Below are 19,198 nucleotides of genomic sequence, written 5' to 3'. Positions count from 1 at the left end.
CCCGCAAGGGCATGGAGAACAATAATGTCTGCAACTTCAGTCGTCGGTTCTGCACGAAAACCTTTTTATTACACGTTGACCTTTCAGTTGGTGGTAGGGCTGGCGGCCGGTGGCGCGCTGGGCCTGTTGTGGCCGCAAATCGGCGCTCAGCTCAATCCGCTGGCGGCGGCCTTCGTCAAACTGATCAAAATGGTGGCCGGCCTGATTGTGTTTCTCACCGTGGTAGCCGGTTTTGCGCAGGTTAAACGCGGTGCCGGCGTTGGCCGCCTGGGCATGATCTCGGTCTGTTATTTCGAAGTGGTCAGCACGTTGGCGCTGCTGATCGGCCTGGCGATGGGCAATCTGTTTGAGCCGGGCAAAGGGCTGGCCTTGCATGCCGATGCCGCCACGGCGCTTAAACCGGCGGAGCCCCTGCAAGGCGTGGATTTCGTGATGAGCATCATCCCGAAAACGGTGGTTGATGCGTTGGCCAGCGGCATCATGCTGCAAATCTTGTTGGTGGCTCTGCTGTTTGGCTATGCGCTGTACGCAATGGGCGATAAAGGCAAGCCGGTGGTTGATTTGGTGAATCTGCTTACCGAAGCCACCTTCAAAGTGGTCAATATCATCCTCAAGCTGGCGCCCGTTGGCGTATTTGGCGCGGCGGCGTTCATGCTGGGTAAATACGGCATCGGCGCGCTGATGCCGGTGATGAAATTGGTGGGGCTGGTCTATCTGGGGTGTCTGTTCCTCATTGTGGTGGTGTTTTCCGTGGTGGCCTGGTTGACCCGTTTTAGCCTGTTCGGTTTCTTAAAACTCATCAGGGAAGAGCTGATCATCGCCTTTACCACCACCTCATCGGAAGCCGCCTTGCCGGGCCTGATGAAAAAACTTGAATTGGCCGGCTGCAGTAAAGCCACCGTCGGTTTTGTCGTGCCGACCGGTTACTCCTTGAATCTGGACGGCTCTTCAATCTACATGACGTTAGCGGCGCTGTTTATCGCTCAGGCCGCCGGTTTGGAGCTGAGCCTGGCGCAACAGGCCGGCCTATTGATGGTGTTTCTACTGACCTCGAAAGGCGTAGCCGGCGTGACGGGCGGCGCTTTCGTCACGCTGTCCGCTTCGCTGTTGATGTTTCCAGAGATACCGATGGAGGGGCTGGCGCTGATTCTTGGCGTGGATCGCTTGATGGATACCATGCGTACGTTGACCAACGTGGCCGGCAACGGCGTGGCGACCATGGCGATTTCTTACTGGCAGAAAGAGCGTGTGGGTTTTCAGGCGAGGCTGCCTGAAGCTGCCGTGCGCAAACCCGTCTGAATGCCGCCCTGCGCGGTTGCCGCAGGGCTTTTCGAACCTGTGCAAGGATTAAATATGAAGCATGATGTGGTTTACAACGGATCCGGCGGCTTTCCTCCCGCCGGTCATTACTCACCCAGTTGCACGGCCAATGGGACGGTCTATATCTCTGGCCAATTGCCGATCGCCTTTTCCGGTGAGAGTCTTGCCGGCGAACCTTTCGCGCGGCAAGTCCGCCAGGTGCTCGACAATCTGGATGCCTGCCTGGCAGGGGCTGGCGTCGGCCGCGCGCAGCTGGTTCAGGTGCGCGTCTATCTGACGGATATCGATTTGTGGCCGACCTTCAATGCGCTGTATGCCGAATGGATCGGCGAGTTTCGCCCTGCGCGTGCGGTAGCCGGCGTATCGCAGCTGCATTATGGCGCCGCCGTGGAAGTGGAAGCTGTCGCGTTGGCCGCCCTTTAACCCTTACTGACAGGTAACGCTATGACCGATTTGATTTTACCCGTTTATGACGACGTGGCCGCCGCTGCCGCGCGCATCAAGGATTATGCTCACCGCACGCCGGTGCAGACTTCACGCACGGTTGACGACGATTTCGGCGCCAGCGTATTTTTCAAATGCGAGAACCTGCAGCGTATGGGCGCCTTTAAATTTCGCGGTGCGATGAATGCTTTGCTGCAGTTTTCTCCGGCGCAGCGCAAGGCCGGGGTCGTGGCCTTTTCTTCCGGCAATCATGCACAGGCGATCGCGCTGGCTGCCCGGCTGCTCGACATTCCCGCCACGATCGTTATGCCGCACGACGCGCCGGCGGCCAAAGTGGCTGCGACGCGCGGCTATGGCGGCAAAGTGGTGGAGTACAACCGTTATCATGAAGATCGCGAGCAGATCGGCCGGGATCTGGCGCAGCAACAGGGATTAACGTTGATCCCGCCTTACGATCACCCGCAGGTGATCGCCGGGCAGGGTACCGCGGCTAAAGAGCTGTTCGACGAGGTTGGCGAACTGGACGCGCTGTTCGTTTGCCTGGGCGGCGGCGGGTTGCTGGCCGGCTCTGCACTCGCCGCGCGTCGGCTGTCGCCGGGTTGCCGAGTCTATGGCGTAGAGCCTGTGGCGGGCAATGACGGGCAGCAATCATTCCGTACCGGCCGCATCGTTCACATTGAGACGCCGCAGACCCTCGCCGATGGCGCGCAGACGCAGCATCTGGGCCAATATACTTTCCCTATTATCCGCCGGGACGTTGACGACATTCTGACGGTGACCGACGATGAGCTGATTACCGCCATGCGCTTTTTCGCCGAACGGATGAAAATGGTGGTGGAGCCAACCGGCTGCCTGGGGTTCGCCGCCGCCTGCGCGCAGAAATCGATGCTGCGGGGAAAACGCGTCGGTGTGATCATCAGCGGCGGCAACGTCGACATTCGCCGCTACGGCGAGTTGCTGGCAGGTCAATAGAAACAGGCGGATGACGAGAGAGAACCATGGTGACAGACAAGACGGTATTTGAGCAGGTCGTGGCGCTGCTGAGCGCCGGAGAGGCCGCATTCCGGGTGATAGAACATCCGGCGGAGGGGCGCTGCGAAGCTGTAGCGGCATTGCGCGGCACCGAACAGGGGCAGGGCGCCAAGGCACTGGTGTGCCAAACGCGCATCGACGGAGCCAAGCATTACATTTTGGCGGTGCTGGCAGCGGACCGTCAGGCGGATCTGCAGCGGTTGGCGGCCGAGTTGGGCGGTAAAAAGGCGTCGTTGGTCAGCCCGGCGGAAATCGCGACCCTGACGGCCTGCGTGCCGGGGGCGATCCCGCCGTTCAGCTTCCACCCGCAGCTCAGGCTGGTCGCCGATCCGGAGCTGTTTGAGCGTTACGATGACATTGCGTTTAACGCCGGCGATCTGCAACGCTCCGTGGTGCTCAATGCACAGGATTATCTGCGTATTGCGGCGCCTGAGTTTATTCATTTCGCGCGTACGGAGACGATGGCGGAGTGAGAAAAAGAGCGTCTGTTCAGACGAGTTGAACAACAACGCTGAACTGCCGTTTACCGCCGGTTCAGCGTTTTTATGCTATATCCTTTGTTCGGAACCGCTGGCTGAACGAGAGACTGAGTTTGATCACCAATCCCCTATCCCGCAAAGAATACGCAGTATGGATGTCGTTAACGATAGGGTTCAGCTTTGCGTGGTTAAATCTTTTAGAGCTCTATAACAACGACGCATTATTCTTTCAGAAATTGACGATTTCCGTCATCAATAACGTTTCGTTCGCTGATGTCATCGCCTCTTACCTGAGGCTGATTCTGTATCTTCCTTTCGGCGTGTTGGCGATCGTGCTGACGCTGCTGTTTTGCGCCCAGCGGTTATGCGATACCCGGTTCTTCGTGCTCGCCTGGCCGGTTTCTCTGGCGATCTTCCTGGCCTTTTGGTTCATCAACGTCGCTTTCCCCGGGCATCTCAATCTGGTATTAGCCGCCAAATCTTGCGTACTGGCGCTGATTGGGCTGATCCCGCCGAGTCAACCGAAGGCCGAATAATCGAACGCAGTTCGATGGAGAGTCCGTATCCCAGAAAGCGAAAAACTAGCCATAGGCATCATGCTTGTCAGTTCGTTTTTTTCTGAAGATATTGGTGATGTTCCTGCCGATAAAAGTGAGATGCTTTATAAGACTCATACGCCTCGACCTAGCAAGGAACCGTAGGCACGTTCCTTGCCCTGCCAGATAGTTGGCTGCACCAACGGCCCTCACTTTATCGCTTCGTATCACGGCCGGCTACGACAGGCGTCCCTGCCTGTCTCGCCGGAAACCGCCGTATATGGATACTCCCGATAGCCCCAGGGTTTTCTTGAATAAGGCAGGGTTACAGTGACATGATAAAAGGTACGAATTTATCGCGAATCAGCTTTTTCTTTAGGACGGTTTTAGATACGTTCAATGCTGGTGAAGCCAATCACCTTTGTGTGGTCGGTTAAGACATCGGATTCAGTCTGCATACTCCATAATGAAAACACCCTGGTTTAAGGACGGATGCTATGTTGTGGTGGCTGTCTGTCATTATGTATTTGGGGACTGTTCACCAATCAAAGCTGGCCAATTCCGGCAGGATGTCACCTGCCGCATCTGAGGGGGTAAAACCCACCGTTGCTATTTTAAAGCTGCCGCCTGCGTCGAGTTTCCGAAGGAAGTTCACCGTATTGTTTACGGTAATCTGCAGCAAACTGGCTTAAATGGAAAAAACCCCATCGAGTAGCCACTTCTGTCACTGAGCTTATCTCTGACTGCAGTAAATCCTCACGCACTTTCCGCAAGCGGACTTCCTTAACATATTGCATTATACCTATTTGACGCCAACTATGAAAAACCCGTTGCAAAGTACGGATGCTGCATTGAGCAGCACTCGCAATCTCCGATAAGGTCAAAGGGCTATCAATATTTTCATTAATATATTCAACAGATCGCCGTAAGTAAGCAGGCAGGTTTTGTTTGGAAGTTCCGCGTGAATGTTTATCCGTAAAACCGGCCCATCGTTCAGCAAGAAGCTGTAGTACCAATAATTCCTCTGCCCGAGGCAACAGCATATTTCTTGTAGCGGCAGGTATTGTTGGAAGCAGCAGTTGTCTAAGCATTTCTACAGAGGCCAACCAGCGCTTATTCCATTCTCCCCCGAGCAAAACGAAAGAGCAAAACTCGCCTTCTCCCTCTGAGAAACGTAACCATAGTGCATCCATATAGCGAGCGTCAATACGGACCCCCAACTGCACGTTATCTGAGCTATATAGAAAACGTGGCGAGTCGTCTGCGGCAATGACAACTGTAGAATTTTCATGGCCGGGTTTTACTATATTGGTGCTATGAATCACAGATTCACCAGACAGTGTCGTTAACGTCAATATAAAATCACTAAAGTTTTCCGGTTCAATTAGAATATCAGTCCCATAAGCAAACCAGGACAGCACGATATTCTCTCCCGGCAGGCTAAACATACCTGCGTTTCCTTCATTTTTTTCACCAAGACTGAAACGATATGGGCAATAAACCTCACTCACTTTCTCTTGAGCATAATCCAGGTCTTGGGTATCGAACAGCAAGGCTTCTGCAGGCATAATATTATCGCTGCACTGTGTATTTCGCAGTGCGATATCTAACCTTGAGAATGATGCTAACGACTTACTCATAAGTACTCCTTATAAACCGTTAACAGTTTGTGATCAAAAAAGGCGTTTTCTTGACATCAGTGGCGCTATATAGATAGCGCCAAGTAAACAATTCATTGATTATCTACGTTACCTTTTTCTAACGTGAAGGAGTTTCCATGAACATCTCACTCAGAAAACAATACAATCCTTACATAAATGGCGAATTTATTCCATACTCCGGAATAACCTTCCAGGCCGTCAATCCGGCAACCGGGGAAGTGTTGACGAAGATCGCCCGTTGTGGACAATCTGAAGTTGAATCCGCAGTTATCGCGGCCCGAAACGCTTTTCTTACCTGGAAAGAAACGTCTTATGAGGAGCGTGCAAGATTATTAAACCGCTTGGCAGACGAACTCGAAAAAAACCTGCAACGATTAGCGTTGATTGATGCCACTGATGTCGGACGACGTCTGGCGGAAGTTCGTCTAGATTATGAGAAAGCGATCGCTCAATATAGATATTTCGCGGCAGCCATTTCAACCTACGAAGGCTACGGAAAACCCATTCCCGATGGTTATATGGTCGCTAAACGCGAACCCATAGGTGTTATTGGACAGATCATTCCCTGGAATGTCCCTGCGCTGATGGTCGCGCTTAAGGTAGCGCCGGCTATTGCAGCTGGGAATACCGTGATTCTCAAGCCAGATGAGAATGCATCAATTTCCACATTAGAGTTTGCTGCTGTGGCAGGCGAAATTTTACCACCGGGTGTCATTAACGTCGTGCCCGGCTTTGGCGATGAAGTCGGTAATGCAATTACGACCCATCCTTTAGTGTCGAAGTTAGCATTTACCGGCAGCCCTGAGGTCGGACGCCTTATCGGCCATGCCGCTGCAGAGCGTTTGATCCCGGCCTCGTTAGAACTCGGAGGAAAGAGCCCCAACATTGTATTCCCCGATATCGAAGACATTGATGCCGTTGTCGACAATGCATTGTTCGCCGCGATGTACTGCAACGGTCAATCTTGCCTTGCAGGCACTCGGCTATTCATACATGACTCAATTTATGAGCCGTTCGTCAAAAAACTGATAGGGAAAGCATCAAGTTTAAAGATTGGAGACCCACGCGACGATTCTGTCCAATTAAGCTGCCTGGTATCAGCCAAGCAAGGGAAGCGAGTGCTTGAATATATCAGCATTGGAAAAGCTGAAGGTGCAAAAGTCCTGTATGGCGGAGATCGTGTTCAGGTTGAGGGGTGTGAGCCCGGGTATTTTATACAGCCAACTATTCTTGAAGTTAAGAATAAAATGCGTGTTGCTCAAGAGGAGATCTTCGGTCCTGTACTAAGCCTCATCCGCTGGAACGATTATGATACAATGCTGCATGAAGCGAACGATGTGCCTTATGGCCTCGCAGCAGGCGTTTATACCACTAGCCTTGAAAAAGCGATGCGTACGGCAGATGCACTTGATGTGGGCTCTGTTTGGATAAATGAATACTTCAACCTTGCCAGCGGCGTTCCTTTCGGTGGAGTCAAAGAGAGCGGGATAGGGATAGAACATTGTCAAGAAACGCTTGATCTCTATTCAAACATTAAGTCGATTACCATTAGGAATCGAGTAGCCAAACCCTGGTACGCGGAATAATAGTGCGAAAATCACACAGGTTATTTCAGGTTAATTTTTGATGGTAATAATTAAAAAAACAAAAAATTGATTTAAATTTTAATGGGATGACTGACCATGAAGAAAATAAAATTAGCATTTATTCTTGCCTTTTTTTCAATAAGCAGTACAAGTGCCGAAGTTATCAATCCAATATACGGCGCTACACTTAAAGACTATATGGAATTCAAGCCGAAGAACATAGCAACTCAGAGGTACTATTATGGTGCCGATAAAGAAAATAATTTTTTTGATTTCTACGTCCCTAAAGGATTAGATAAAAAAAAGCCAGCCATAGCCGTGATACATGGAGGTTGCTGGGACTCGAAATTCGAGGGTTTTCAACAGGCAGGAGAAGTTGTGGACTTCTTCTTGAAGAATGGGTACGCCGTTTTCAATGTGGAGTATACCAAAGCAGATACGAGCGGAGGATATCCGACAACGTATAGTGATATTTCAAATGCCTTGATTAAGATAACTGAGGTTTTGAACGACAAGCAGATAACTGAGTCCGGAATCACGTTAATTGGCCATTCCGTTGGTGGGCATTTAGCCAGCTGGGCCGCATCCGGCGGAGAGGAAACTCATTCGAAAAACTACTTGAGTAAGGTAAAAATAAATCAGGCAATTGGTCTGGGTGCAATTGTTGATCTTAAAGTTGCAGAAACAGCCTGCCCAAATATTATTCGATTTGGTGGCATCGATAAGATATCAGGCAAAAAAATGGAGTCAACCTCGCCGATACTAATGAGAAATAATTTCAGGATTACCTTGATAAATGGAGGGGAGGATAATATAGCTCCGGGTAAATATGCAGAAGACTATGCAAAAACACACAAAGATAATGTCATTATCAGCATGATTCCTGAAGCGACACATTATGATTTGATGTCGTCAAAATCAGGGGTTTTAAATGTCGTGTTGAATGTTTTGAACGAGGATTAAATTATTCATGGATGGAGGGAAACTATCTGGATATACACTAATGATAAGGTTATTTATTATTCTTATATAGTGTAAATATATTTAAATTGTATATCGTGCGACTCTGCATCATCAAACGACAACCATGGCGCTGGCAAATACGCTAGGCATCCAGGTCGGTAAGTCAGTACTTCTCGCTTCTGGACGGGCCTCAGAACGTTTTTTCGAATAACATCCTGGAGCATTTCTTTATCCAGACTGAGGTCTGCCGCCAGACGACGGAGCCGGTGGTTTTCATCCTCCAGCGGCTGCAGACGGCGCTGGCCCGCAGGGTGAGGCCTCTGGCCGAATAATCGAACGCAGTTCGATGGAGAGTCCGTACCCCAGAAAGCGAAAAACCCGCCATAGGCGGGTTCTTCTGAATATGGTGCCCGGACTCGGAATCGAACCAAGGACACGGGGATTTTCAATCCCCTGCTCTACCGACTGAGCTATCCGGGCAACGGGCAGCATTAAACCGTATTGGCCGAAAGCCGTCAACGGCTTTATGCGTGAAATACGCGAAAATGCCTCCGGTTGCTGGCTTTTCAGGCAAAGGGCGCAAAAAATGCGCCTGTTGGGGCTATCGCCTCGGGTTGGTGGCGCTGCCAACCCTGCCGGTTCAGCTCAACGCCCCGTTGCGGCGGCACTGCGCCACCTGCAAGATGTCTTCCGCCAGCCGTTTGGCGACCGATACGTCCTGGAGCTGGCGTTTTACCAGCAGTTTGCTCAGGCAGCCTTCCTGAATCAGCTCCATTTGCTGCGCCACCATGTCGGCGTCGTCGGCATCCATGTCGCGCAGCAGTTCGCGGGTCAGCTCCAGCGAGGTCAGCTTTTGCTGCTCCGCCAGCTGGTGGATCGGGTGGTCCGTTTCCGGGAAGAAGCTGCAGGCGGCGATAAACAGGCAGCCGGGATAGCGGTCTTGCTGCACGTATTCCGCCAGCACGTCATAGCGCGCCAGCAGCTTTTGCTGCGGGCTCAGATTTTCGTCCAGCAGCAGCTGGCGGCGCCAGGTGTCTATCTGCTGGCCATGATAGCGCAGGCAGTCGTACAGCAACGCTTCGCGATCCGGCCAGAACCGTTTGAGATCGCCGGGTTGAACGTCGAGTTTTTCCGCCAGCATCTCTAATGTGGCGGTCGCCAGGCCCTGTTGTTCCAACAGGCCCAGCGCGGTATCAAGGACGTGTTCACGTTGCACTTGTGCTTCCTCCCATTCGCTTCCGATCTTCAGTGTCAGTTATCGCATCACTTTCTGCAAATGCGCGTTGAAGGCTTCCGCCTTCATAAAACCGGTGACCCGCTGCGCCGTCAGTTCCTGGCCCGCCGGATCGAAGAACAGGATCGTCGGCAGCCCCAGCACCTGCAGATGCTTCAGCAGCGCCGCCTGTTCCGCGCTGTTGGCGGTCACATCCGCCTGCAGCAGCACCGCGTTGGCCAGGCTCGCCTGCACCGCCGCATCGCTGAAGGTGTATTTCTCGAACTCTTTACAGGCTACGCACCAGTCGGCGTACAGATCCAGCATCACCGGCTTGCCGCGCGCCTGTTGCAGCGCCAGATCGAGCTGTGCGACGTTGTTGATGCGGGTAAAGGCCAGGTGCGGCTGAGCGGCCTGCTGCGCCTGGTCGGCGCCGAAAGCCCAGTCCTGCAGCGGCCGTGCGGCGATCACCGCCGCCGCCAGCAGCAGCAGTTGCAGGGCGCGAGCCCAGCCGCGCGCGCTTCTCAGGCTCAGGGCGAAAGCCCAGCCGAAGAACGCCAGGCCGAGCAGGCTCCACAGGCGCATGCCCCACAGATCGCCGATTACCCGCTCCAGCAGGAACACCGGCAGCGCCAGAATGACGAAGCCGAAGGCCTCTTTCACGTACTGCATCCATGGGCCGCTGCGCGGCAGCAGGCGGTTGCCGAACAGGGTGACGATCACCAGCGGAATGCCCATCCCCAGCGCGTACAGGTACAGCGTGCCGCCGCCGGCCCACAGATTGCCGCTCTGGGCGATATACAGCAGGATGGCGCTGAGCGGCGCGGTGGTGCAGGGCGAGCAAATCAGCCCGGCCAGAGCGCCCATCAGGAACACGCCGGTCAGCGAGCCGCCGCGCTGGGTGTTGCTCCAGTTAGCCAGCCGGGTTTGCAGTGCGGAAGGCAGCTGCAGGGAATAGAGGCCGAACATCGACAGCGCCAGGGCGATGAACAGCACCGACAGGCCGATCAAGACATAAGGATGTTGCAGCGCCGCCTGGAACTGCAGGCCGGCGGCGGCCACCACCAACCCGAGCAGGGTATAGGTCAGCGCCATGCCCTGCACGTAAACCACCGCCAGCGCCAGAATGCGGCCGCTGCTTTGCGGCCGGTCGCGGCCGAGGATGATGCCGGAGATCAGCGGGTACATCGGCAGCACGCACGGCGTGAAGGCGATGCCGATGCCGATCAGCAGCGCCCACAGCGGCGAAAACGGCAGGCTGGCCGGTGCGGCGGGCGCTTCAGCCGGTGCAGCGGCCGGGAGCGGGGCGGCAGCGCCGGCGCTGACCGCGTCCAGCGGGATGACCCGGGTTTCCGGCGGATAGCAGAAGCCGGCCTCGGCGCAGCCCTGATAGGTGACGCTGAGGCTGGCGTTGGCCGCCGCCTGTTGCAGCGGCACCTGCAGATTAAGCTGCTGCTTGAAGATGGCGACTTCGCCGAAGAACTCGTCCTTGTGGCTCAATCCTTCCGGCAGGGTAAAGGCGCCGAGCGTCGCCTGCTGGGGCACCAGTTTGATCTGCTGACGATACAGGTAATAGCCGGGGCGGATCTGCCAGTTCAGCGTTACCTGGTTGCCTTGCTGTTTGAAATCGAAAGCGAAGGCACGATCGACGGGCACGAACTGGCTGCCGCCCGTCGGTGCGAACAGCGAAGCCTGCGCCGCCTGCGGCAGGAAGAACAGGCTGCACAGCAGCAAAATCAGTTTAATGAAGCGTTGATCCATGACAGGTAGTCTTTATCTCCGGCCATCACCGGCAATACCAGCAGCTCGGGTGTCTGGTAGGGGTGATGTTGTTTCAGGGTGTCGAGCAGGGCCTGCTGACGGCGGCGATCGCTTTTGAACAGCATCTGCACCTCGTATTCCTGTTCCAGTTTCCCTTCCCAGTAATAGAGCGAGGTGGCGCCGGGCAGCAGCGTGGCGCAGGCCGCCAGCTTATCGCCCAAGACCCGCGCCGCCAGTTCCTGGGCGCTGGCTTCATCGGGTGCGGTACAGAGTATGACGACAGCTTCGCAATCAGACATCTTCAGCCCTCTCATCGGTTCGAATGGGCACTATACCCTGAAGGCGGATTGGCTAGAAGGCGAGTTTATCGCCAGAAGGAAAACCGGGGCCGCAGCCCCGGTCGAAGCGTTACAGCATGACGCTGCCGAGCAGGAAGCCGAATACCACCGCGAAGATCACGCCCATGGTGCCGGGAATGAAGAACGGATGGTTGAACACGAAGCGGCCGATGCGCGTGGTGCCGGTATCGTCCATCTGCACCGCAGCGACCAGCGTCGGGTAGGTCGGCAGGATGAACAGGCCGGAAACGGCGGCGAAGGAGGCGACGGCGGTCAGCGGCGACACGTTCAGCGCCAGCGCCATCGGCATCAGCGCCTTGGCGGTGGCGGCCTGCGAGTACAGCAGCGCCGAGCAGAAGAAGAAGATCACCGCCAGCAGCCACGGGTGCGCCTGAATGACGCTGCCGGCCGTCTCTTTGATCCAGTCGATGTTGGCCTGCACGAAAGTATCGCCCAGCCAGGCGACGCCGAGGATACAGATACAGGCGCTCATGCCGGCCTTGAAGGTGCTGGAGTTCAGCACCATGTCGGTGTCGACGCGGCACAGCAGGGTGGTCAGCGTGGCGACGCTCAGCATGATGATCAGAATGGCGTTGGTGGTGTTCATCAGCGGCTTGGCCACCAGGCCCAGGCCCGGGCTGTTGATGATGGCGTAGGCCACCACGCACAGCACGCCCAGCAGGAACAGCAGCACCGAGGTTTTGGCGCGCGGTTTGATCGCCAGCGCGTTGTTGCCGCGCAGGGTGATCAGGCCTTCTTCCAGGCGTTTCAGGTAGACCGGATCGTTAGACAGCTTGGAGTCGAACAGCCAGGTCACCAGCAGCGACATCACCAGCACGGCGCAGAAGGTGGACGGGATCACCACCATCAGCAGGTGCAGGTAGCTGACGCCGTGGCCTTCCATCACCGAAGACATGTACACCACCGCGGCGGAAATCGGCGAGGCGGTGATGGCGATCTGGGCGGAGACCACGGCGGTCGACAGCGGCCGGCAAGGCTTGATGCCCTGTTCTTTCGCCACTTCGGCGATCACCGGCAGCGCCGAGAGCGAGATGTTGCCGGTGCCGGCGAAGATGGTCAGGAAGTAGGTGACGATAGGGGCGAGAATGGTGATATGTTTGGGGTTCTTGCGCAGCAGCTTTTCGGTCTGCTGCACCAGGTAGTCCATCCCCCCGGCGACCTGCATCGCGGAGATCGCCGCGATCACCGCCATGATGATGGAAATCACGTCGAAAGGGATGCTGCCCGGCTTGACGCCGATCAGCGCCAGGACCAGAACGCCCAACCCCCCCGCGAACCCGATACCGATACCGCCCAACCTGGCCCCTAAAAAGATGGCCAGCAGAACGATAACCAATTCCAAGGCTAGCATAGTGTTTACTCCTTAAAATGAGAGAAATTGAAAATCAAACGTTAAAATTTTGTGGGCGCCTAAAAGTAAAAAGGCACGCTATCCAGAGGATTTAGCGTGCCTTTCAGGGCTACCGGGTAGGTCTGTTATTGTTCATTTTCATCCGTATAGCGTTTGGCTTTATAGGCCGGGTGCATCAGGTTCTCCACGGAGAAGATGTCATCCAGCTCGGCTTCGGTCAGCAGGCCGCGTTCCAGCACCACTTCGCGCACGCTCTTGCCGGTTTCGGCGCAGATCTTCCCGACGATGTCACCGTTGTGGTGGCCGATGAACGGGTTCAGATAGGTGACGATACCGATCGAGTTGAAGACGTAGTGTTCGCAGACTTCTTTATTCGCGGTGATGCCGTTAATGCATTTTTCCAGCAGGTTGTAGCAGGCGTTGGTCAGGATGTGGATCGACTCGAACATCGCCTGGCCGATCACCGGCTCCATCACGTTCAACTGCAGCTGGCCCGCTTCGGCCGCCATGGTAACGCAAGTGTCGTTGCCAATCACCTTGAAACACACCTGATTGACCACTTCCGGCACCACCGGGTTCACTTTGGCCGGCATGATGGACGATCCCGCCTGCAGCTCCGGCAGGTTGATTTCGTTCAGGCCGGCGCGCGGGCCGGAGGAGAGCAGGCGCAGGTCGTTACAGATTTTGGACAGTTTCACCGCCAGGCGTTTGAGCGCGCTGTGCACCATCACGTAGGCGCCGCAGTCGGAGGTGGCTTCGATCAGGTCTTCCGCCGGTACTACAGGCAGGCCGCTGACTTCCGCCAGTTTTTGCACCGCCAGCGGCTGGTAGCCTTCCGGGGTGTTGAGCGCGGTGCCGATGGCGGTGGCGCCCAGGTTCACTTCCAGCAGCAGCTCCGCGGTGCGGTGCAGGTTGCGGGTCTCTTCGTTCAGCAGCACGCTGAAGGCGTGGAATTCCTGGCCGAGGGTCATCGGCACCGCGTCCTGCAGCTGGGTGCGGCCCATTTTCAGGATGGTTTCGAACTCTTTCGCCTTGCGATCGAAGCCTTCGCGCAGCTGGTTGATGGCGTCGATCAGTTTCTGGTTGGAGGCGTACACCGCGATGCGGAATCCGGTCGGGTAGGCGTCGTTGGTGGACTGGCATTTATTGAGGTGATCGTTCGGATTCAGGTACTGGTATTCGCCTTTTTGGTGGCCCATCAGCTCCAGGCCAATGTTCGCCAGCACTTCGTTGGTGTTCATGTTCAGCGAGGTGCCCGCGCCGCCCTGGAATACGTCCACCGGGAACTGATCCATGCACTTGCCTTTATCCAGCACCTCGTCGCAGGCCTGGATGATCACGTCGGCGATTTTGCGCGGAATGGTTTTGAGTTCTTTGTTGGCCATCGCCGCGGCCTTTTTCACCATCACCATGCCGCGAACGAACTCGGGGACATCGCTGATTTTGCTGTTGCTGATGTAGAAGTTTTCAATCGCACGCAGAGTGTGAACTCCGTAGTAAGCGTCTGCGGGGACTTCACGTGTTCCTAACAGGTCTTCTTCGATACGAATGTTGTTTGACATGAGAACCTTCTCTATGTGTTGCTGCCGAATTAATAATTTGTCAGGTCAAGGCTAAAGGGCACAGCCTAAATTAATATTGCCGAAGGCTTGGGGCGTGAAACGATTAACCAAATCGCCCGTTGCTGCCCAGATCATATGCTGGTTGATAAGAAATGACTGAATCCAGATCACCTTATGGTGTTTAAGGATATGCCCTTTTCCGGTTCTGTGACTTCTTTCACGTTTGTGAACTTTAGCAATAAAAACCGGCTCTCGGTTGAAATGGTGGGGGGATGCCCTCATTGTAATGGTGTCGGCCATTTACGGCCTCTTTTTTCGCGCCGTCGCCCCGTGGCGGCCGCGCTTTACCTACCGATAGGAGAACCAGGTGCGCTGGTTACCGCTACTGCTGATATTTCTGCTGGCTTACATAGAAATATCCATCTTTATCAAAGTCGCCGCCGTGCTCGGCGTGGCTGTCACCCTGTTGCTGGTGGTGTTCAGCTCCTGCGTCGGCATTTCGCTGGTGCGCAATCAGGGCATGAAAACCTTCGTGCAGATGCAGCAAAAACTGGCGGCCGGCGAAAGCCCGGCGGCGGAAATGGTGAAAAGCGTTTCGCTGGTGCTGGCGGGCTTCCTGCTGCTGATTCCGGGCTTCTTCACCGACTTCCTCGGCCTGCTGCTGCTGCTGCCGCCGGTGCAAAAATCGCTGACGCTGAAGCTGATGCCGCATCTGTCGGTGTATCGCCCCGGCGGTTGGACGGGCGGCGACGCCGCCAACGGCAACACCTTTGACGGCGAATTCCAGCGTAAGGACGACGAGCGCCCGGTGCTGGAACACCGCCCGGACGAGGATCGCAAACCTCACGATCGTTAAGCAAACGCGGCCCAGGCCGCGTTTTTCATCTCTGCGGCACTCGCCGAACCAAAAATGCGAAATTTTTTTCGTTAGCCCCCTTGAAGGGGGCTGGAACGCCCCCATCTCAAATGCCACGAGGCCGGTAATAACAACCATCCGGTGTACAACCCTAAATCTGATAGAGACCTTCTTACAGGAGAGCGTTCAATGAGTATTCGTCCATTGCATGACCGCGTTATCGTCAAGCGCAAAGAAGTTGAATCAAAATCTGCTGGCGGCATCGTCCTGACTGGCTCTGCTGCGGGTAAATCCACTCGCGGTGAAGTGGTTGCAGTGGGTAAAGGGCGTGTGCTGGAAAACGGCAACATCCAACCGCTGGATGTGAAAGTTGGCGATATCGTGATTTTCAACGACGGCTACGGCGTGAAAGCAGAGAAGATCGACAATGAAGAAGTGTTGATCATGTCCGAAAGCGACATTCTGGCAATTGTTGAAGCGTAATTGCGCTTTATCTTCTGAACTGAACGAGTTGAAGGGAAATACCAATGGCAGCTAAAGACGTAAAATTCGGCAATGACGCTCGCGTGAAAATGCTCCGCGGCGTGAATGTTCTCGCTGATGCAGTAAAAGTGACCCTGGGCCCGAAAGGCCGCAACGTAGTGCTGGATAAATCTTTCGGCGCACCGACCATCACCAAAGACGGCGTTTCCGTTGCGCGTGAAATCGAGCTGGAAGACAAGTTCGAGAACATGGGCGCACAGATGGTGAAAGAAGTGGCCTCCAAAGCGAACGACGCGGCGGGCGACGGCACCACTACGGCAACCGTACTGGCTCAATCCATCATCACCGAAGGCCTGAAAGCGGTTGCTGCCGGCATGAACCCGATGGATCTGAAGCGCGGCATCGACAAAGCGGTTGTCGCTGCGGTTGAAGAACTGAAAAAACTGTCCGTACCTTGCTCCGATTCCAAAGCTATCGCTCAGGTAGGCACCATCTCCGCCAACTCCGACGAAACCGTGGGTAAACTGATCGCGGAAGCGATGGAGAAAGTGGGCAAAGAAGGCGTTATCACCGTTGAAGAAGGCACCGGCCTGCAAGACGAGCTGGACGTGGTTGAAGGTATGCAGTTCGACCGCGGTTACCTGTCCCCATACTTCATCAACAAGCCGGAAACCGGTTCTGTTGAGCTGGAAAGCCCGTTCATCCTGCTGGCTGACAAGAAGATCTCCAACATCCGCGAAATGCTGCCGGTGCTGGAAGCCGTTGCCAAAGCAGGCAAACCGCTGCTGATCATCGCTGAAGACGTTGAAGGTGAAGCGCTGGCGACCCTGGTGGTCAACACCATGCGCGGCATCGTGAAAGTGGCTGCCGTTAAGGCGCCTGGCTTCGGCGACCGTCGTAAAGCCATGCTGCAGGACATCGCGACCCTGACTGCCGGTACCGTTATCTCTGAAGAGATCGGTCTGGAGCTGGAAAAAGCCACCCTGGAAGACCTGGGTCAGGCGAAACGCGTTGTGATCAACAAAGACACCACCATCATCATCGATGGCGTGGGCGACGAAGCGACCATCCAGGGCCGCGTTGCTCAAATTCGTCAGCAGATCGAAGAAGCGACCTCTGACTACGATCGTGAAAAACTGCAGGAGCGCGTAGCGAAACTGGCCGGCGGCGTTGCCGTTATCAAGGTTGGCGCAGCCACTGAAGTTGAAATGAAAGAGAAGAAAGCCCGCGTTGAAGACGCCCTGCACGCGACCCGCGCCGCAGTGGAAGAAGGCGTGGTTGCCGGCGGCGGCGTAGCGCTGATCCGCGTTGCAGGCAAAATCGCCGCGCTGAAAGGCGACAACGAAGACCAGAACGTGGGTATCAAAGTTGCGCTGCGCGCAATGGAAGCCCCTCTGCGTCAGATCGTGGTTAACGCCGGTGAAGAAGCTTCCGTTATCGCCAACCAGGTGAAAGCGGGCGAAGGCAGCTACGGCTACAACGCTTACTCTGAAGAATACGGCGACATGATCGCGATGGGTATCCTGGATCCAACCAAAGTGACCCGTTCTGCTCTGCAGTACGCGGCTTCCGTGGCTGGCCTGATGATCACCACCGAATGCATGGTCACCGACCTGCCGAAGGCTGACGCACCGGATCTGGGCGCAGCAGGCGGCATGGGCGGCATGGGCGGTATGGGCGGCATGATGTAATCATCCCCCACACGCTTGTGTGCTGAGAACCCCGGTCAAATGACCGGGGTTTTTTTTAGCTTAAAAATCAATAAAAAGAATGTTTGTTTAGCTTGTTATTAGTTTATTGAATGAATTATTGCATTATTTTGTTTTTGCCCTAAACCGTTGTCGTTTCGTACCGATATAGCCCCTACCAGGCGGGGAATTTTCCCTCGCCGGTGTGACTGTCAACGGAGACGACTTATGCTGAAAAATATGAAAATAGCCACCTGGCTGATGTTGATGCTGTTGCTGTTGGGCTTGATGCCCATGGGAACCGGCGCCATCGCCTTCTATTTCATGCAGCAAAACGGCAACAGCATCGGCAGGATGAGCACTTTCTCCGACGAGGAAGCCGCGCTGAACCGCAGTTGGCGTGCTCTGCTGCAAACGCAGACGCTGATCGACAACATGGCGTTCGAGCGTATGGCGCAGACCAGCAGAGCCGATATTCAGCAGGGCATTGGTGAGGCACGCGGCGAGCTGCGCGGCGCCGATGTCGCGTTCAACCTGTTTTGGGAGACGCCGGGTTTGACGGTATCGCACCCGGAGCTGGGCGAGGCGATGAAAAAGGTCTACCTGGCGCAGCAGAGAGTGCTGAAGCAAGAACTGGCGCTGTTGGCCGACACGCCACAGGCGGCGCTGATCGAGCGGCTGCACGCCATGGCGGCAGAGAAGCGCCAGGTGCGCCAGCGGCTGGACAGCCAGTTTGCCGACTACATGCGGGCCACGGTGGCCGCCCACCGTCTGGCAGTGGAAGAGGCGGAACAGACTCAGAAAGTGTTCGCCCGCCTGCTGAGCGGCACCCTGGCGGCGATCCTGCTGCTGTTGGTCGCCGTGCAGCGTGATTTCCGCCGGCGCCTGATTCTGCCGCTGCGTCAGATCGCCGCACACTTGCAAAAGGTTGGGCGCGGCGATCTGCGCAGCGAGATCGCGGTACGCAACAACAATGAGATCGGCATGCTGTTCGCCAGCCTGCGAACGATGCAGCTGGAGCTGAGCGCCACCGTGCAGCAGGTGCGTGATGGCGTGGAGTCGATCAACCAGGGTACGCACGAGATCGCCGTCGGCAACGCCGATCTCTCCAGCCGTACCGAAGAACAGGCCAGCGCGCTGACGGAAACCGCCGCCAGCATGGAACAGATTACCGCCACGGTGCGGCAAAACGCCGATAACGCCAATCAGGCCGCCGGTATGGTCAATCAGACTGCCGGCATTGCCCGCAACGGCGAAACGCTGATGGCCAGCGCGGTCGACAAGATGCGGGCGATCAACGACAGTGCGCGTCAGGTGGGGGATATCACCGGCGTGATCGACGGCATCGCCTTCCAGACCAATATCCTGGCGCTGAACGCCGCCGTCGAGGCCGCGCGCGCCGGTGAACAGGGGCGGGGTTTTGCGGTGGTGGCCGGCGAGGTGCGCAATCTGGCGCAGCGCTGCGCGACTTCGGCCAAGGAGATCAGCAGCCTGGTCGACGGCGTGACCGGCGATATCGCCGCCGGCGTGCGGCTGGTGGAGCAGGCGGGCGAGACGATGAATGCCATCGTCGGCTCGGTGAACCAGGTGACGTCGCTGATGGATAACATCTCCTATGCGTCGCAAGAGCAAAGCAAGGGCGTTGAGCAGGTCGGGATTGCGGTAACCCAGATGGATCAGGTGACTCAGCAGAACGCTGCGCTGGTGGAGGAGGTGGCGACCACCGCCGTCGGCGTGGAGGAACAGGCGGCCCTGCTGGCGCAGGCGGTGGCGACTTTCCAACTGGCGGAGGAGGAACCGCGCCAGGGCGAAGTGGAGGCACCGACGGCGGCCGCCGGTTGGGGATAACGCCGCCGCACTGTATTTGATGATATTTTTGCCGCCCGGGGCGATTTAGCTGGTAA

The 19,198-nt window shown here is 55.9% G+C and carries 18 protein-coding genes, 1 tRNA gene and 1 pseudogene; 11 read left to right on the top strand and 9 right to left on the bottom strand.

The features are described from left to right. Positions 1-24 precede the first annotated feature (24 nt). The 5 genes from ACMGF7_RS06265 (at position 25) to ACMGF7_RS06245 (ending at position 3,811) form a co-directional block, all read left to right on the top strand. Positions 25-1,299 (top strand): cation:dicarboxylate symporter family transporter, encoded by a 1,275-nt coding sequence (locus ACMGF7_RS06265; protein ID WP_164095955.1) that lies wholly within the window; start codon positions 25-27, stop codon positions 1,297-1,299. 54 nt (positions 1,300-1,353) lie between these two features. Then, entirely contained in the window at positions 1,354-1,743 is a 390-nt protein-coding gene (locus ACMGF7_RS06260; RefSeq protein ID WP_019453413.1) for a RidA family protein, read from the top strand. 21 nt (positions 1,744-1,764) lie between these two features. After that, the gene (locus ACMGF7_RS06255; protein WP_164095954.1) at positions 1,765-2,736 is read left to right on the top strand and encodes a threo-3-hydroxy-L-aspartate ammonia-lyase; all 972 of its coding nucleotides are present in this window, start codon (positions 1,765-1,767) and stop codon (positions 2,734-2,736) included. Between the two features lie 26 nt (positions 2,737-2,762). Then, positions 2,763-3,269, top strand: a complete 507-nt coding sequence (locus tag ACMGF7_RS06250) for a YbaK/prolyl-tRNA synthetase associated domain-containing protein (RefSeq protein ID WP_063919671.1) — start codon at positions 2,763-2,765, stop codon at positions 3,267-3,269. 119 nt (positions 3,270-3,388) lie between these two features. Then, positions 3,389-3,811: a hypothetical protein gene (locus ACMGF7_RS06245; protein WP_239504357.1), complete on the top strand. Its 423-nt coding sequence runs from the start codon at positions 3,389-3,391 to the stop codon at positions 3,809-3,811. A 614-nt stretch (positions 3,812-4,425) separates the two neighbouring features. Here the strand turns inward: ACMGF7_RS06245 and ACMGF7_RS06240 are convergent. Then, entirely contained in the window at positions 4,426-5,451 is a 1,026-nt protein-coding gene (locus tag ACMGF7_RS06240) for an AraC family transcriptional regulator (protein ID WP_075201874.1), read from the bottom strand. 137 nt (positions 5,452-5,588) lie between these two features. Here ACMGF7_RS06240 and ACMGF7_RS06235 point away from each other — a divergent pair, with 137 nt between their 5' ends. Both ACMGF7_RS06235 and ACMGF7_RS06230 read left to right on the top strand, forming a co-directional pair. Continuing rightward, positions 5,589-7,058 (top strand): aldehyde dehydrogenase family protein, encoded by a 1,470-nt coding sequence (locus ACMGF7_RS06235; protein ID WP_049240018.1) that lies wholly within the window; start codon positions 5,589-5,591, stop codon positions 7,056-7,058. Between the two features lie 96 nt (positions 7,059-7,154). After that, positions 7,155-8,021, top strand: a complete 867-nt coding sequence (locus ACMGF7_RS06230; RefSeq protein ID WP_420286395.1) for an alpha/beta hydrolase fold domain-containing protein — start codon at positions 7,155-7,157, stop codon at positions 8,019-8,021. 164 nt (positions 8,022-8,185) lie between these two features. Here ACMGF7_RS06230 and ACMGF7_RS06225 read toward each other — a convergent pair. The 8 genes and pseudogenes from ACMGF7_RS06225 to ACMGF7_RS06190 all read right to left on the bottom strand — a co-directional run. Continuing rightward, positions 8,186-8,320: pseudogene (locus ACMGF7_RS06225) on the bottom strand (IS3 family transposase); the annotation flags it as partial. 105 nt (positions 8,321-8,425) lie between these two features. Further along, positions 8,426-8,501 (bottom strand) — tRNA-Phe (locus ACMGF7_RS06220). Positions 8,502-8,661: 160 nt separating this feature from the next. Then, positions 8,662-9,237: a division control transcriptional repressor DicD gene (gene dicD, locus ACMGF7_RS06215; protein WP_015376374.1), complete on the bottom strand. Its 576-nt coding sequence runs from the start codon at positions 9,235-9,237 to the stop codon at positions 8,662-8,664. Positions 9,238-9,276: 39 nt separating this feature from the next. Next, positions 9,277-10,995, bottom strand: a complete 1,719-nt coding sequence (locus tag ACMGF7_RS06210) for a protein-disulfide reductase DsbD (protein ID WP_049242679.1) — start codon at positions 10,993-10,995, stop codon at positions 9,277-9,279. Next, a complete protein-coding gene (cutA, locus tag ACMGF7_RS06205) occupies positions 10,971-11,294 on the bottom strand; it encodes a divalent cation tolerance protein CutA (RefSeq protein WP_015376376.1) in 324 nt (107 codons plus the stop codon). The genes ACMGF7_RS06210 and cutA overlap by 25 nt, the downstream gene beginning before the upstream one ends. Positions 11,295-11,403: 109 nt before the next feature. Then, positions 11,404-12,705: an anaerobic C4-dicarboxylate transporter gene (locus ACMGF7_RS06200; protein ID WP_076740826.1), complete on the bottom strand. Its 1,302-nt coding sequence runs from the start codon at positions 12,703-12,705 to the stop codon at positions 11,404-11,406. A 125-nt stretch (positions 12,706-12,830) separates the two neighbouring features. Beyond that, the gene (gene aspA / locus ACMGF7_RS06195; RefSeq protein ID WP_004929659.1) at positions 12,831-14,267 is read right to left on the bottom strand and encodes an aspartate ammonia-lyase; all 1,437 of its coding nucleotides are present in this window, start codon (positions 14,265-14,267) and stop codon (positions 12,831-12,833) included. Positions 14,268-14,318: 51 nt separating this feature from the next. Continuing rightward, the gene (locus ACMGF7_RS06190) at positions 14,319-14,567 is read right to left on the bottom strand and encodes a hypothetical protein (protein ID WP_197763682.1); all 249 of its coding nucleotides are present in this window, start codon (positions 14,565-14,567) and stop codon (positions 14,319-14,321) included. A gap of 67 nt (positions 14,568-14,634) precedes the next feature. Between ACMGF7_RS06190 and ACMGF7_RS06185 the strand changes: the two genes are divergently transcribed. From ACMGF7_RS06185 to ACMGF7_RS06170, 4 genes are all read left to right on the top strand, one after another. Next, entirely contained in the window at positions 14,635-15,123 is a 489-nt protein-coding gene (locus ACMGF7_RS06185; RefSeq protein ID WP_004929660.1) for an FxsA family protein, read from the top strand. A gap of 189 nt (positions 15,124-15,312) precedes the next feature. Continuing rightward, complete coding sequence (locus ACMGF7_RS06180) at positions 15,313-15,606, top strand: co-chaperone GroES (RefSeq protein WP_004929661.1); 294 nt, start codon at positions 15,313-15,315, stop codon at positions 15,604-15,606. A gap of 44 nt (positions 15,607-15,650) precedes the next feature. Beyond that, a complete protein-coding gene (gene groL, locus ACMGF7_RS06175; RefSeq protein WP_004929662.1) occupies positions 15,651-17,297 on the top strand; it encodes a chaperonin GroEL in 1,647 nt (548 codons plus the stop codon). A 225-nt stretch (positions 17,298-17,522) separates the two neighbouring features. Continuing rightward, positions 17,523-19,142: a methyl-accepting chemotaxis protein gene (locus ACMGF7_RS06170; RefSeq protein ID WP_273890323.1), complete on the top strand. Its 1,620-nt coding sequence runs from the start codon at positions 17,523-17,525 to the stop codon at positions 19,140-19,142. Positions 19,143-19,198: the final 56 nt, after the last annotated feature.

The organism is Serratia sp. BNK-17, assembly GCF_048684935.1.
Classification (GTDB): Bacteria; Pseudomonadota; Gammaproteobacteria; order Enterobacterales; family Enterobacteriaceae; genus Serratia; species Serratia nematodiphila.
The sequence above is the reverse complement of the archived record's forward strand: the minus strand, read 5'-3'. Positions and strand labels throughout refer to the sequence as shown.